At 45.5% G+C, this 13,398-nt stretch carries 18 protein-coding genes; all 18 read left to right on the top strand.

Annotated features, from left to right (window positions below):
• Positions 1 to 105 precede the first annotated feature (105 nt).
• Entirely contained in the window at positions 106 to 1,482 is a 1,377-nt protein-coding gene (locus AB5903_RS07595) for a DUF3820 family protein (RefSeq protein ID WP_368117740.1), read from the top strand.
• Between the two features lie 12 nt (positions 1,483 to 1,494).
• On the top strand, positions 1,495 to 2,463 hold the full coding sequence (locus tag AB5903_RS07590) for a DUF4373 domain-containing protein (protein ID WP_270520538.1): 969 nt from the start codon (positions 1,495 to 1,497) through the stop codon (positions 2,461 to 2,463).
• Complete coding sequence (locus AB5903_RS07585) at positions 2,460 to 4,283, top strand: bifunctional DNA primase/helicase (protein ID WP_120177922.1); 1,824 nt, start codon at positions 2,460 to 2,462, stop codon at positions 4,281 to 4,283. The genes AB5903_RS07590 and AB5903_RS07585 overlap by 4 nt, the downstream gene beginning before the upstream one ends.
• A complete protein-coding gene (locus AB5903_RS07580; protein ID WP_368117739.1) occupies positions 4,264 to 4,869 on the top strand; it encodes a hypothetical protein in 606 nt (201 codons plus the stop codon). Before AB5903_RS07585 ends, AB5903_RS07580 begins: the two co-directional genes overlap by 20 nt.
• Before the next feature lies 1 nt (position 4,870).
• Positions 4,871 to 5,056, top strand: a complete 186-nt coding sequence (locus AB5903_RS07575) for a hypothetical protein (RefSeq protein WP_027199989.1) — start codon at positions 4,871 to 4,873, stop codon at positions 5,054 to 5,056.
• 147 nt (positions 5,057 to 5,203) lie between these two features.
• Positions 5,204 to 5,449 carry a hypothetical protein gene (locus tag AB5903_RS07570; RefSeq protein ID WP_217291436.1) on the top strand — a complete coding sequence of 82 codons (246 nt, stop codon included), beginning with the start codon at positions 5,204 to 5,206 and terminating at the stop codon, positions 5,447 to 5,449.
• A gap of 13 nt (positions 5,450 to 5,462) precedes the next feature.
• Positions 5,463 to 5,636, top strand: a complete 174-nt coding sequence (locus AB5903_RS07565) for a hypothetical protein (protein ID WP_217291437.1) — start codon at positions 5,463 to 5,465, stop codon at positions 5,634 to 5,636.
• Positions 5,637 to 5,638: 2 nt separating this feature from the next.
• Positions 5,639 to 5,794, top strand: coding sequence for a hypothetical protein (locus AB5903_RS07560; protein ID WP_165859498.1), 156 nt, complete (start codon positions 5,639 to 5,641; stop codon positions 5,792 to 5,794).
• Positions 5,791 to 6,249 carry a hypothetical protein gene (locus AB5903_RS07555; RefSeq protein ID WP_368117738.1) on the top strand — a complete coding sequence of 153 codons (459 nt, stop codon included), beginning with the start codon at positions 5,791 to 5,793 and terminating at the stop codon, positions 6,247 to 6,249. Before AB5903_RS07560 ends, AB5903_RS07555 begins: the two co-directional genes overlap by 4 nt.
• Entirely contained in the window at positions 6,246 to 6,503 is a 258-nt protein-coding gene (locus tag AB5903_RS07550; protein WP_007565052.1) for a hypothetical protein, read from the top strand. The genes AB5903_RS07555 and AB5903_RS07550 overlap by 4 nt, the downstream gene beginning before the upstream one ends.
• Positions 6,504 to 6,506: 3 nt before the next feature.
• On the top strand, positions 6,507 to 6,851 hold the full coding sequence (locus tag AB5903_RS07545) for a hypothetical protein (protein WP_217291439.1): 345 nt from the start codon (positions 6,507 to 6,509) through the stop codon (positions 6,849 to 6,851).
• A gap of 75 nt (positions 6,852 to 6,926) precedes the next feature.
• Positions 6,927 to 7,301, top strand: coding sequence for a hypothetical protein (locus AB5903_RS07540; protein WP_217291440.1), 375 nt, complete (start codon positions 6,927 to 6,929; stop codon positions 7,299 to 7,301).
• Between the two features lie 87 nt (positions 7,302 to 7,388).
• The gene (locus AB5903_RS07535) at positions 7,389 to 7,766 is read left to right on the top strand and encodes an endonuclease domain-containing protein (protein ID WP_217291441.1); all 378 of its coding nucleotides are present in this window, start codon (positions 7,389 to 7,391) and stop codon (positions 7,764 to 7,766) included.
• A gap of 89 nt (positions 7,767 to 7,855) precedes the next feature.
• On the top strand, positions 7,856 to 9,412 hold the full coding sequence (locus AB5903_RS07530) for a DNA methyltransferase (protein WP_368117737.1): 1,557 nt from the start codon (positions 7,856 to 7,858) through the stop codon (positions 9,410 to 9,412).
• 4 nt (positions 9,413 to 9,416) lie between these two features.
• Entirely contained in the window at positions 9,417 to 9,695 is a 279-nt protein-coding gene (locus AB5903_RS07525; protein WP_254305298.1) for an S-adenosylmethionine decarboxylase family protein, read from the top strand.
• Positions 9,692 to 10,270 carry a hypothetical protein gene (locus AB5903_RS07520; RefSeq protein WP_007565040.1) on the top strand — a complete coding sequence of 193 codons (579 nt, stop codon included), beginning with the start codon at positions 9,692 to 9,694 and terminating at the stop codon, positions 10,268 to 10,270. The genes AB5903_RS07525 and AB5903_RS07520 overlap by 4 nt, the downstream gene beginning before the upstream one ends.
• A gap of 102 nt (positions 10,271 to 10,372) precedes the next feature.
• On the top strand, positions 10,373 to 11,959 hold the full coding sequence (locus AB5903_RS07515; protein ID WP_368117736.1) for a hypothetical protein: 1,587 nt from the start codon (positions 10,373 to 10,375) through the stop codon (positions 11,957 to 11,959).
• 33 nt (positions 11,960 to 11,992) lie between these two features.
• On the top strand, positions 11,993 to 13,381 hold the full coding sequence (locus tag AB5903_RS07510) for a phage portal protein (RefSeq protein ID WP_368117735.1): 1,389 nt from the start codon (positions 11,993 to 11,995) through the stop codon (positions 13,379 to 13,381).
• The last annotated feature ends 17 nt before the right edge of the window (positions 13,382 to 13,398 follow it).

Below are 13,398 nucleotides of genomic sequence, written 5' to 3'. Positions count from 1 at the left end.
AAACAACGATATAAACTCCGTACATGGGTTGAACATCCGAAAGGTTTTCAAACGCTTGCTGTTATGCGTGGTTAGCCCTAAATACGGAGTTTTATTCTCTCAAATATGATAACACTCAGAGAAAACCAAACAGAGCCGATAAACAAGGCTATTCAGTTCTTCACGGAAAAGAAACCGAAGCCGAGTTTGATTGTTCTCCCGACCGCTTGGGGAAAATCAATACTGACGGCTTTTGTCGCAAAGAACAGCAACGATAAAATGATTGTTCTTCAACCCTCGAAAGAGTTGCTCGAACAAAACTATTTGAAGTATTGCTCGCTATGCGGGGATTTCGCCTTGAATGCGGGCATTTACAGCGCGAGTTTCGGGCGAAAGGACATCGCCCATATAACTTACGCCACGATAGGCTCAATAAAGAGCCTCGGGGCTAAATTCAAGTCTCTCGGGTTTACAAAAATGTTGATTGATGAAGCGCACCTTTATCCACGTGAGGCTGACAGTATGCTCGGGCGTTTCCTGAAAGAAAGCGGTATAACCCACGTTCTCGGAATCACGGCTACCCCCGTGAAGCTGCAAACGAACCGGGATAAGGACGGGCAGAACTTCTCAAAACTTGTCATGCTGACCTCCCGTTCAAAAAAAGGCAACTTCTTCAAAGAAATCATTCATGTCGGGCAGGTGGCTGAAATGGTTCGTCTCGGCTTTTGGTCTCCGCTTCAATATGAGACAACGGGATTCGACAGCAGTCTTCTTGTCTTCAACAGTTCAAAATCTGAATACACGGAAGAAAGCGTTCAGCGGGCGTATGACGCAAACGGAGGGTCTGAACAGATTGTTCAAGCCCTTGACAGACATTCAGACCGCAGCCATATTCTTGTCTTCGTTCCCTCTGTTGAGGACGCTATAACGCTTTCAAAGAAATACCCAAACTCAGCCGTGATTTACGGGGAAATGGATAGGACGAAACGTTCTCAGGTCATCACACGTTTCAGGGCGGGCGAAATACGGGTTATTTTCAACGTGAGAGTGCTTTCGACCGGCTTTGACTATACAGGTATCGACTGCATCATTTTAGGCGTTTCTACGGCTTCTATCGCCTTGTATTATCAGATTATCGGACGTGCGACACGTATTGACCCTGAGAAAACGGACGCTTTGATTGTTGACCTCGGCGGCAATGTTGAACGTTTCGGGCGTGTTGAAGACATCACGTTTGAGCAGGGTAAAATGTGGCGAATGTTCGGAACGGGCGGGCGGCTTCTGTCAGGCATACCCATTTCGGACATCGGTCATTACACCCGTGAAGACACACGGGCGATAGACGCTCGGGCAGAAGCCCCGATTGAAATCATGCCTTTCGGCAAATATAAGGGGAACAGAATAGCGGACATTCCCCTTGATTACCGTCAATGGATGATACGCTCCTTTGAATGGAACGCAAGGAACGAGAAACTCCGCAAATCAATTCTTACAACCCTATAAATCCATCAGGCTATGGCAAGACCGAAAAAACAAACCGTTGATTATTTCCCGCACTTCGTCAAGGGCGGGCGCACGATTTTCATCCTTGAAAACAAGTTCGGGAATGACGGATATGCGTTTTGGTTCAAACTCCTTGAAATTCTCGGGGAAAGTGAGGGGCATTTTTATGATTGTTCAAACGCTTCAAATTGGGAGTATCTTCTTGCCAAAACACGTGTCACAGAGGAAAAGGCGAAAGACATTATCAACGTCTTGATAAATCTAAACAAAATTGACATTGAGCTATGGAACGAACATCATGTTTTATGGATTGCGAATTTTGTCAGAAACCTTTCAGATGTTTACAGAACCCGTAACACCAACCTCCCGTCAAAACCCTGTTTTGAAGACAAGAAACAGCCTGAACAGAAAGTTTCTTCCGAGAAAACACAGGATGAAGAACGGTTTTCTGCGCAAGAAACCCCTAAAGGAGAGGAAAGTAAAGAAAAGGAGAGCAAAGAAAAATATCCTTATCAGGATATATGCGCCTTGTGGAACTCAATCTGTGTTTCTCTGCCGAAAGTTCAAAAACTCAATGACAACAGGCGAACAAAAATAAAATGCCGTTGTGACGAATGGGGCAAAAGCCGTGAGACTTGGATACAGACCGCAGAAGACATCTTCAAGCGTGTTCAGGCTTCCGACTTCCTGACCGGGCGGCAATCCAACAAAAGGGCGTGGACGGCGACATTCGATTGGATTTTTGAGAACGGTTCAAACTGGATAAAGGTTCAAGAGGGCAACTACGACAACGATAAAGGCAGCGGCGTTCAGAACGGTTCAAAAGTCACAAAGGTTCAACTTGGTGTCGGCGAGTTCTATGACAACTCAGGGCGAAGGACATACGGTTCAGGCAAGGCAATAATACCTCCTACAGCCCCGCCACGTCCGTCTGACAGACACGCTTGGGATTCATCATCAAACACTTGGATTTTATTATGAGCATAAATTGGGAAAAATACGGGATAAAAGCCCCATACGGGCGTTCAGGGAACAGAAAGGTTTTCTGCCCACAGTGCCATGACCAGCGTCACGACAAACGTGACAAAAGTCTTTCTATCAACCTTGAAACAGGCGAGTTCAATTGTCATTACTGCGGCTTCTCGGGCTGTGCAGCGGAAAAAGAGCCTTGGGAAAAAGAAGACCGCCCGTGGCGCAACGCCGCCCCCATACGCCGCGAGAAACCCGTTTACAAGAAACCCGCCCCACGTCAGGACTGTTCTTCAATCTCAGGGAAAGCCCTTGAATGGTTCAAGGGACGGGGTATCAGCGAAAAGACCCTGACGGCGATGAAAGTAACCGAGGGGCTTGAATGGATGCCACAGAAGAAAGGCAAAGCGAATACGGTTCAGTTCAACTACTACCATAACGGGGAACTTGTCAACACGAAATTCAGAACGGGAGACAAATGTTTCAAACTCTGTTCAGGCGCAGAACTTCTCCCATACGGGATTGACAACATCAAAGGTACGAAAGAATGTATCATCACAGAGGGCGAAATGGACGCTCTGTCATTCTTTGAATGCGGACGGACAGATGTTGTGAGCGTTCCGAACGGGGCTAACTCAAACCTTGACTACCTTGATGATTATCTCGAAGAATACTTTGATGACAAAGAGACAATATACATCGCATCCGACACGGACACGAAAGGCGTTGTTCTGAAAGAAGAACTGATAAGGCGTTTCGGGGCTGAACGTTGCCGGATAATTGAATACGGGGACGGATGCAAGGACGCTAACGAACACCTGCAGAAGTACGGGCGTGAAAGTCTTCTGAAATGTATCGCTGACGCTCCCGAGATAAAGATTGAGGGCGTTTTCACGCTGTCAGACTTTGAACAATCCCTTGACGCTCTGTTTGAGCATGGCTTGCAGAAAGGGGTGACAATCGGGCATGACAACTTCGACCGATTGTGCTCTTTTGAAACAAAGCGTCTGTGTATCATCACGGGCGTTCCGAGTTCGGGTAAGTCTGAATTTATTGACGAAATTGCAGAACGATTGAATATCCGCTACGGCTGGCGTTTCGCTTATTTCAGCCCGGAGAACGCCCCGCTGGAATATCACGCCTCAAAACTGATTGAGAAGTTCACGGGCAAACAGTTTGACAAAGAACACTTGACCTACGGGGAGTACAAACAAGTGAAACAACACCTTGAAACAAATTTCTTCTTCATATCCCCGAAAAGCGATTTCAGGGTTGACGCTATTCTCGAAAGGGCGAAATTCCTTGTCAGACGCAAGGGGATTAAAGTTCTCGTTATTGACCCATATAACAGGCTTGAAGATGAAAGCGAGGGCAAGAACGAGACTAAATACATATCAAGGCTGCTTGACAAACTGACAAACTTCGCACAGCAGCACGATGTGTTGGTTATCCTTATGGCGCACCCAACAAAGATGCAGAAGAACAAAGACGGCGAGCCTGAGATACCGACACTTTATGACATCAGCGGCTCGGCTAACTTCTACAACAAGGCTGATTTCGGTATTGTCGTTCACAGAAACCGACTTGAAAACACGGTTGAAATCTACGTGAAGAAAGTGAAGTTCAGACACCTCGGAGAGTGCGGAATGGCTCTGTTCAAATATAACCTGAACAACGGGCGTTACAGCCCCTTTGTCAACGGCACAGAACCCGTTTGGGATAACAGCAACCATTTACAGGAAGAAATCAAACGGCGTGAACAGGAAGCCTTTGAAGCCTCTCAATTCAATTGGGATGACTTTCAGCCCTCCGATGAAGAATGCCCGTTTTAACCATTTAACAGAAAATAGATATGAAAACGTATGTAATCACACTCTCACAGGTTTTCCCGACATGGCACAAGCGAGCGGGAGAACCGACAAAATTCAGAGCAGCTTTCCTAAGCGGACAGACCTGTTCAAAATGCAAGAACGTAACCATGCCATGTGTACGAGCGAATGTTTCTCAGGCTTGAAAATACACACCATACGGGCAAACTATCCACTATGGCTGAAACGCATCACAGAGGTTCAACAAGGCAAGGCAGTTCTCTCTGTCAGACAATGGTCGGGAAAACCATACAGAAGCCCACAAATTGAAATAACAAGACTGACTGTGAAACACGGTGTTGATATTCAGAAAGTGGTACTTTATAGAACTGAGTGGTATGATGATGACAACAAATGCCATTATTGCTGTGATGTTACATTGGATAACGACAAAGGAATAAACATTGATGATATTGCTCGCAATGATGGTTTAAATCCTATTGATTTTATTGAATGGTTTGACAGGGATATATGTAAGCAAAAGTTAGATGATGATGGTAGAGTTCATAAAGAACTTGCAATTATTCACTTCACTAAATTCCGGTATTGACATGAAGCCGAAAGAATTTTTTGACGCTGTTGTCCGAATGAGAGAAAAGCAGCAAGAATACTTCAAAACAAAGACAAGTTCAGCCCTGACAGAAAGCAAGAGACTTGAACGGGTCATTGATGACGAAATAGAGAGAGTTCAAAGAATTATCCACGAAAAACAGAATCCGAAATTATGGCAAGATTAAATCAACGAGCGTGCGGCTATTGCATGAAAGAAAGAGGCTGTTCAAAACGGTCTGAATACATGAAAAGCGATAAAAGACACACAGGAGGAACGGCTGAATTAGCTGTTTCGTGTTCTGAGTTCATTCACTTCAACACAGATAAAGACCATGAGACCGAAAGGAAACGGCTTGATACCTCTTCACGATGAAAAGCAAGAAGAACGGGGCTTCTTCTGTATAAAGCTGGTTCAGTTTCTGAACACAGAAGCCGAAATGGGAACAGATGAATACAAGCGGCTTTGGGATGAAAGGTTCTCAGCCGCTAAGAGTGGTTCATGCTTTTATAGAAACCGCTGCCCGATATATGAAAGAACGGTCAAGAACAGACCTGTACAACTGAATTTATTCACTTAAAAAATAACGAAAAATGAAGAATTATCAATTTGAGGAAATAACATTTTGGCTCTCGTTGATTGCGTGTTTACTGGCTTATGATGCAGAAATATTGTGGCTTGCAAAAATATTGGAAGGAATAAGCGTGATAAACTTTTTTTGCGCAATCGTTACGGCTTGGATAGATGTGAAACATAAAAAGAATTGAAAATGAAAATGAGAAAACAGAAAAAACAAATCCCTGCGGATTTTCGCAAACAGATGTATGAGAATTACAAAGCTAATATGGCTTTCTACGGTAAGCCGATAAGTTCATATAAACAGTGGCTCAAAGATGTGTTTAACACTAAAATACCAACAAAATGAAAAAGATTATTATCATTTCAATCGCACTCTTAGCCCTGACAGCGTGCGAATCAAAACAAGTTGAAGAAGTCAAGGCGAGTTCTAACCAATCATACCCCGTTGAAAAACTGTTCACGGTTGACGGTATCACGGTTTATCGTTCCGTGACAATGACCGTTACGTTTACTTCACAAACAGAACGGGCGATGTTCAATACAGTTATCAAAAGAGGGTTGGAAAAGCAACAAAAAATGTCAAGGTTCAAACAATGTGTAACAATGGGCAGGAAAATCAACATTGAAGAAGTCAGGGGCTTTCTTGAAGCCTCTAACAGACAGTTCGAGCAGGGAGGCATATACCTTGAACGTGCTCTGTTCAAACGTGACGATAACGGGGTTCTGACGGGTATCACGCTTTCATACGAGGACAGAACAACATCTGACACACAAGAAACAAGAAAGGAGAAACAAGTATGAAAAACGTGACACGGTGTAAAATAACGCTTTCAAACGGTCAGCGTTATACATTGAGAGACCCGGAAGACATCGGCGGCATTGACAGCAACCGCACGGCATTATTCGTCTTCAATAACGGGCAAATTTACAGAGGATGCACGGACGGAGAGGTTGACGATGACGGGGATTTCTGTCTTTCAAAAAAAGACACACATCATCGCATAGGGCTTCCCTTTGACCGTCTTCTCGGATGGGCTTACGAAAAGGAGGGCTGACTTATGGACTGTAAAAATCCACTTTACCGTTTACAAGAACGATTAAATGAACTGAAAACAGCTTTGAACAATCTTCAAATCGTGTTCGGAATGACCGAAAAGCAGATTGAACAGCTAATTATCAGGATTGAAACGATTGGCGTTAAACAAATAACAAAGGAGGCTTTAAAGGAACTGACAGAACAAGCATCTGAACTTCTTAAATACAAAGTAGAATGCATCCGAGAATCTATTAAACGAGAACCGTTCCCACCGTACAAAGAACGGCTGCATCCCCGGAAGCACTGGCAACGGAAACCCTATTGGCTCAGAACCCGGAGCAACCCGAAGAAAAAAGGCTATCATTAAGCCTGAGAGCCTGAACGCAAATGAAGTGAACTTATTACAGAAACGGATATTTAATCGAATAAAAAACAAGAAATTATGGGTAATTTTTCAATCAAAGAAGACCTCCTGAAACTGAAAGGGGCGTTCATAACAAACTTCAAAGGGCGCACGGAAACAAAACGCTGTCTTGTCATCCCGGTTGATGACAGCGGGCTTTATGTCGGGGAAAAAGGCGTTTATCTTAACCTGACAGCCATAGAAATGGAGAACCCGCAGTTCAAAGAAACCCACTGTATCAAACAGTCACTTGACAAGGAGATATACGAAGCCTTATCAGAAGAACAGAGGCAAGCCCTCCCGATTATCGGCGGCATGAAACCGCTTGTGAAGAAAGCCGCCCCACAGATGAATGTCGGTTCAACCTTTGACGGGGCACAAGCTGTGGAAAATACGAATGACCTGCCATTCTGATGAAATGAGAATAAACACAGACAAAGGGGAGCAATCCCCTTTCTGTTTTCCTTGCCTTTAAACAAGCCCCAAAAATCACGTTAAAACATGAAAGCTGATAAAAGTATCGCAAAAACAAATAAAAGCCGACATACAGCGGCAAAACCGCCCCTGCGTGACGTTTTCACGGTTATTTGTAAGACCGATTTAAAAGTAGATTGTGTAAAAGAGTTCAAATTTCACCCCGTCAGGAAGTGGCGGTTTGATTACGCCGTGCCTGAACACAAAATCGCCCTTGAAGTTGAGGGCGGTGTATGGACGGGCGGGCGGCACACTTCCCCAAAAGGTTTTCTCGGAGACATTGAGAAGTATAATACGGCTACACTTATGGGCTGGCGTGTGTTCAGAACAACGCCTGATGACTTGTACAAGAAAAAGACCCTTGATTTGATGAAATCAGCCATTTTGAATGATTTTGCCCCTTAAAAAGCCCCTTTTTTGTCTAAAAGTGATTACTTTATACTCACTTTTTCATATTTTTGTGCGTACAATGTAATCACTAAGCAAAAAAGAGTATGAAAACAGAAACGATTCATCTTTCACAGATTCAGGTTAACGGGGCGAATCCCCGTACAATCAAGAATGACAAGTTTGAAAAGTTGATTAGGTCTATTCTAATTCTCCCGAAGATGCTTGAACTTCGCCCGATAGTCGTTGACAACACGTTCACGGTTCTTGGTGGGAATATGCGTCTTCGGGCTTTGTCTGCTATCGCTGAAATGTCTCCCGCTGAAATAAACACCCGGCTTGGGGAATGTTCAGGATACGCACAGAAGACAGAAGCAGAACGAGACCTTTTACGCAGTCATTGGGAAAAGTGGCTTGACAGACCAACAGCCCATGTTATCAAGGCTTCTGAACTGACAGACGCAGAACAGCGGGAGTTCATCATCAAAGACAACGTGGGTTATGGAGAGTGGGACATGGACGCTCTCGCCAATGAATGGGATACGGAAGAACTTGTTGATTGGGGATTAGACCTGTGGGAAGACAAATCAGATAGCGAAAGCGGGAACAGTTCTTCTTCCCTGCCGAACAGCGCACCCGAATCATCATTGTTTGACCGCTTTGTCGTTCCCCCGTTCTCTATCCTTGACACCCGTAAAGGCTATTGGCAAGACCGCAAGAAGAAGTGGTACGACATCATCGGGGATATGGGAGAAAGCCGTAATGATACGCTTGTGACAAGCCTTGAAATCAAGTACAAAGACTTGTATCAAAGAACCCGTGAACACAGGAAAGAACTTGGCATTTCATTCAAAGAGTACATCGAAAAGTACGTTCCGAAAGAAGAGCTTGAACGGGAACAGTCGAAAATCGTTGCTCAGGGCGTTTCTATCCTTGACCCCGTTATGGCTGAAATCGTCTGCCGTTGGTTTGGGTTCAAGAACTGTCAGACGTTTGACTGTTTCGCGGGCGATAGCGTTTTCGGCTTTGTTTCTGCTTATCTCGGCAACCAATTCACGGGCATTGAACTGAGAGAACAGCAAGCGAGCCTGAACAACGAGCGTGTGGCTGAAATGACAGCCCGCTATATTTGCGATGACGGTCAGAATGTGGCAAAGCACATCAACCCCGAGAGCCAAGACCTGCTGTTCAGTTGTCCCCCATATTTTGACCTTGAAAAGTATTCAGACCTCCCGAATGACGCAAGCAATCAGGACAGCTATGAAGACTTCATTCAGATATTGAAGAACGCTTTCACGGCGGCTGTCGGCTGTCTGAAAAATAACCGTTTCGCCGTTATCTGTGTGGGCGATGTCCGTGACCGGAAGACGGGCTTTTATTATGACTTCTGCGGCGACATCAAGCGGATATTCAAAGAAGCGGGCGTTCTTCTGTATAATGAAATCATCCTTGTTGAACAAACCGCTTCAACAGCCCTGAGAGCCGCCCGGTATATGGAGACAAGAAAGGTCGCAAAGACGCACCAGCACATTCTCGTGTTCTTCAAAGGCAACCCGAAAGACATAAAGAAAGAATACCCGAAAATTGAGTACACAGAAGAAGACATGGTTCAGTTTAAAGCCACTGAAACTTCTTCTGAGAGTGAAACAACTGAAAATGAATAAGACCATGCAAGCAAAAATCTGGAATCACACCCAATGGGTCAAAGAGACCGACCCGAAAGCACTGCGGGGAATGTTTGACGAACTTCTCCGTAAAGCGGGTTTCAATGTTCTGAGTTGCACGGAACATCATTTCAGCCCACAAGGTTACACGGCTTTATGGTTGCTTTCCGAGAGCCACTTTGCCGTTCATACGTTTCCTGAGTTCGGGCGAACATACATCGAACTGTCAAGCTGCAACCTTGACTTTTATCTGAACTTTCTTTCAATGACAAAAGAACTATGAGCAAGGCACAGGAAAAGAAAAGAAACCAACTGAAACAAGCCCGTCTCGAAATCGTGGCGGGAATGTACAAGCGGGGTTACAGCCTCAGAAAAATTCAATCAGAAGTCGTGAAGCGGCTTGAACTGTCTTCTTATTCTCTCGCCACGGTTCACAAAGACGTGCAGACGCTTCTTGACGAATGGCGGGAAAACAGAATTGAAGATATGGACGCTGCTCTGACGCTTGAACTTGAACGCATTGACGAAACCTGCCGGGAACTATGGGAACAGTGGGAAAAGTCAAAGACTGATTACAACAAGACACAACGCAAGCAGAAAGGCTCTCCCGCCCGTGACAACGAGACGGGGCAGACTTCAATCAGGACATATCAGACAGAAAGGACGGAAACAGAGGTTATCATGCTCGGAGACCCGTCATATATCGCCGAAATCAGGAAACAACTTGAAGAACGGCGTAAGCTGCTTGGTCTTTACGCTCCCGAAAAGAAAGACATCAACGGAAATGTATCTTTCGCCTCTCTGCTGATTGAAAGCGGCTTGTTGGATGAACCCGAAACGCAGGACGAAGCAGAATAACACCGATTGCGCCCGAATGTGGCTCCAAAATCATTCACTCGTATAAAGTTACCATTTGAAAACGAAAGCCCAGCACAGGGCGAATCAGCAAAAAATAACTCAATGAAGAAACAGAATAAAGATATTCTCCGCAAGAAAGGTCTTGAACTGATGAACCTATGGCGGGCAGACTGGAACAGGTTTGTCCGTGAAGCCCTCGGAGTGACCCTTGACAAAGAACAGCAAGAAATACTGTCAAGCGTTCAATACAACAGGCGAACATCGGTTGCATCGGGTACAGCCCGTGGAAAAGACTTCGTGGCGGCTTGTGCCGCTATCTGTTTCTTGTATCTCACACCTCGTTGGAGAAAGAACAGTTTGGGAGAAATTGAACTTATTGAAAACACCAAGGTCGCTTTGATTGCTCCAACAGACCGTCAAGTAAAAAACATTATGATGCCTGAGATAAGCCGCCTTTTCAACAGAGCCAAAGCCCGTGGCGTTGAACTTATCGGAAAACTGAACGCCTATGACATAAGAACAAACAACGATGAATGGTTTCTGACGGGCTTCAAGGCTGATGAACACAACCATGAAGCGTGGTCAGGCTTTCATGCGGTTCACACGATGTTTGTCGTAACCGAGGCAACAGGTATCGGGGATGACACGTTTTCCGCCATAGAGGGAAACCTGCAGGGCGACAGCCGTATCCTTCTTGTCTTCAACCCAAACAAGACGGTAGGTTATGCCGCCAAGTCTCAGAAAGGCGACCGTTGGCACAAATACCGTCTGAACAGCCTGACAGCCCCGAATATCGCGAGCAAGAAGATTATTATCCCCGGTCAGGTTGATTACGATTGGGTGTTGGATAAACTTGAAAATTGGTGTGAGAAAATATCCCCTGATGAAATCATATCAGAAATGGATGACTTTGAGTTCGAGGGGCAATGGTATCGTCCGGAAGACCTGTTCAGAAAGAAAGTCCTCGGTCTGTTCCCGAAAGTCGATGAAGACACGCTTATCCCCCGTCAATGGCTTGAAGAAGCGCATGAACGTTGGAAACAAGCCAAAGGGCGTGAACCGCTTCGGGCTGACCTCAATATTCTCGGTGTTGACGTGGCGGGCATGGGGCGTGACGCAACGTGCTATGTTCTTCGCCGTGACAACTGGGTGGCTTCCTTTGACACACACAATTCAGGCGGCGTGGCAGACCACATGAAAGTGGCTGGTAAAATCATGGTTGCCCGCCGACAGAACATCGGTCTTTACGTCAGCATTGACACAATCGGAGAGGGTGCGGGCGTTTATAGCCGCTGCGTTGAACTTGAAGACGAGCCCCATTATATCCTGAGTTGCAAGTATTCAGAGAGCGCAAAGACCCCTAACGGGCGTGAACTGAGTGACATCACGGGGCAAAACAAGTTCTTCAATATGCGTGCTTATCTGTTTTGGGCTGTCCGTGATTGGCTGAATCCAAGAAACAACACGGGAGCCATGCTGCCTCCGGATGACAAGTTTGACGAAGAAGCCACGGAAATAAAGTTCTCGGTAAAGTCAAACGGCAAACTTTATATTGAGCCGAAAGAAGACATCAAAGAACGCCTCGGGCGAAGCCCTGATAAGTTTGACGCTTTGGCTAACACGTTCTATCCCGTTCGGTATGCGAAACCTATCAACGTGAACAGAATTGCGAAAATGATACGGAGATAACAAACAGAATGTTCAATTCAAAAAATATCAAAAATGACAATCGAAGAAATTTTAAATTCGGACATGACGGCAGAACAGAAGATAGCCGCCCTGAGTGAAAAGACCGTGAACGTCCCTGTTTGGGACGGCAGAAAAGGGCTTGAAATGGAGTATAACCCGAAGTTTCATCCCGTCATGGATAGACAGAAATACCCCGACATCGTGAACGAAGACGGGATTCAGCCCGTGACCCGCATTGCGCTCGGCTTTCAGAAACTCGCATCAAAGAGAATGACAGAACTGGTTACGGCTATACCTGTCAAGCGTGTGTTCAAGCCTGAGAACGACAAACAGAAAGAAGTGGCGACATTCATCACAAGCGTCCTCGACAAGAACCGCATCGACAGCGTTGACATAGACCGTGTGAACAGGTTCTTTGCCGGCTGCGAAATTATGACGTTATGGTACGCCCTTGAACAGAACAACACGCTTTACGGAAGAAAAAGCCCCCTGAAAATCCGTTGTCGCACGTTCTCCCCCATGCTCGGCGATGCCCTATACCCCCTTTTTGATGAATACGGCGACATGATAGCAATGTCAGTCGGCTATCAAAGGAAGAAAGGGAGAAAGAACGTGAAGTTCTTTGACGCATACACGGCAAACAAGCACATCAAATGGTCTTCTGAAAGCGGTTCATGGCAGGAGATTGAGAATGAAGATATAACGCTTTTGAAAATCCCCGCAATTTACGCCTGCCGTCCTTTCCCGATTTGGGAATTCACGTCAGATACCGTTTACGAAATTGAATGGTCTTTGAGCCGTAACGGTAATTACATCCGTGAGAACTCAAAGCCACTGTTCTGTGTCTTCGCTGATGAAGCGATAAGTTACGGCGATGAAAAAAGTCCTGATAAGGAAGCCCGTGCCGTCATGCAATACCCGAAAGGCTCAACGGCGCAGTATGTCACTTGGCAACAAGCCGTTGAGAACCTGAAATTCCACGTCTCAGAGTTGAGAAACCTCTATTTCACAATGCTTCAACTCCCTGATTGGTCTTATGAGAAGATGTCGCAAGTCGCCTTGTCAGGAGAGAGCCGGAAACAACTGTTCATTGACGCACAACTGAAAGTCAACGATGAAAAAGGACCGCTGATTGAGTTCTTCGACCGTGAAATAAACGTTATCAAGGCTTACGCAAAGATTGTCTTCGGGGAAAGCTACGCCGCCGACATTGACGCTCTGAAAGCTGAAATCATCATTACCCCGTTCACAATATCGGATGAAAAGGATGACATCAACAACCTGATGACAGCCAACGGTGGCAAGCCTCTTATGTCTCAGCGTGAATCCATTGAGCGTTACGGGCAATCTGATGACGTTGACAAGACGCTAAAAGAAATCAAGGAAGAGGAAATGTACGATAACCTTGAAATGACTGAATAACAAGAAAGGGGGAGATT

Origin of the sequence: Bacteroides sp. 2201st1_D9_2201SCRN_220225 (genome assembly GCF_040928965.1) — a bacterium.
Taxonomy (GTDB): Bacteria; Bacteroidota; Bacteroidia; order Bacteroidales; family Bacteroidaceae; genus Bacteroides; species Bacteroides stercoris.
Note: the sequence above shows the minus strand (reverse complement) of the source record. Positions and strands in the feature narration are given on the sequence as shown.

What these genes read in the sequence shown, in the direction of transcription:
- AB5903_RS07565 (WP_217291437.1), top strand. Translation starts at nt 5,463, where the DNA reads ATGAAGAATTATCAATTTGAGGAAATAACATTTTGGCTCTCGTTGATT.
- AB5903_RS07585 (WP_120177922.1), top strand. Translation starts at nt 2,460, where the DNA reads ATGAGCATAAATTGGGAAAAATACGGGATAAAAGCCCCATACGGGCGT.
- AB5903_RS07530 (WP_368117737.1), top strand. Translation starts at nt 7,856, where the DNA reads ATGAAAACAGAAACGATTCATCTTTCACAGATTCAGGTTAACGGGGCG.
- AB5903_RS07520 (WP_007565040.1), top strand. Translation starts at nt 9,692, where the DNA reads ATGAGCAAGGCACAGGAAAAGAAAAGAAACCAACTGAAACAAGCCCGT.
- AB5903_RS07555 (WP_368117738.1), top strand. Translation starts at nt 5,791, where the DNA reads ATGAAAAAGATTATTATCATTTCAATCGCACTCTTAGCCCTGACAGCG.
- AB5903_RS07570 (WP_217291436.1), top strand. Translation starts at nt 5,204, where the DNA reads ATGAGACCGAAAGGAAACGGCTTGATACCTCTTCACGATGAAAAGCAA.
- AB5903_RS07560 (WP_165859498.1), top strand. Translation starts at nt 5,639, where the DNA reads ATGAAAATGAGAAAACAGAAAAAACAAATCCCTGCGGATTTTCGCAAA.
- AB5903_RS07580 (WP_368117739.1), top strand. Translation starts at nt 4,264, where the DNA reads ATGAAGAATGCCCGTTTTAACCATTTAACAGAAAATAGATATGAAAAC.
- AB5903_RS07590 (WP_270520538.1), top strand. Translation starts at nt 1,495, where the DNA reads ATGGCAAGACCGAAAAAACAAACCGTTGATTATTTCCCGCACTTCGTC.
- AB5903_RS07540 (WP_217291440.1), top strand. Translation starts at nt 6,927, where the DNA reads ATGGGTAATTTTTCAATCAAAGAAGACCTCCTGAAACTGAAAGGGGCG.
- AB5903_RS07550 (WP_007565052.1), top strand. Translation starts at nt 6,246, where the DNA reads ATGAAAAACGTGACACGGTGTAAAATAACGCTTTCAAACGGTCAGCGT.
- AB5903_RS07595 (WP_368117740.1), top strand. Translation starts at nt 106, where the DNA reads ATGATAACACTCAGAGAAAACCAAACAGAGCCGATAAACAAGGCTATT.
- AB5903_RS07525 (WP_254305298.1), top strand. Translation starts at nt 9,417, where the DNA reads ATGCAAGCAAAAATCTGGAATCACACCCAATGGGTCAAAGAGACCGAC.
- AB5903_RS07575 (WP_027199989.1), top strand. Translation starts at nt 4,871, where the DNA reads ATGAAGCCGAAAGAATTTTTTGACGCTGTTGTCCGAATGAGAGAAAAG.
- AB5903_RS07515 (WP_368117736.1), top strand. Translation starts at nt 10,373, where the DNA reads ATGAAGAAACAGAATAAAGATATTCTCCGCAAGAAAGGTCTTGAACTG.
- AB5903_RS07545 (WP_217291439.1), top strand. Translation starts at nt 6,507, where the DNA reads ATGGACTGTAAAAATCCACTTTACCGTTTACAAGAACGATTAAATGAA.
- AB5903_RS07535 (WP_217291441.1), top strand. Translation starts at nt 7,389, where the DNA reads ATGAAAGCTGATAAAAGTATCGCAAAAACAAATAAAAGCCGACATACA.
- AB5903_RS07510 (WP_368117735.1), top strand. Translation starts at nt 11,993, where the DNA reads ATGACAATCGAAGAAATTTTAAATTCGGACATGACGGCAGAACAGAAG.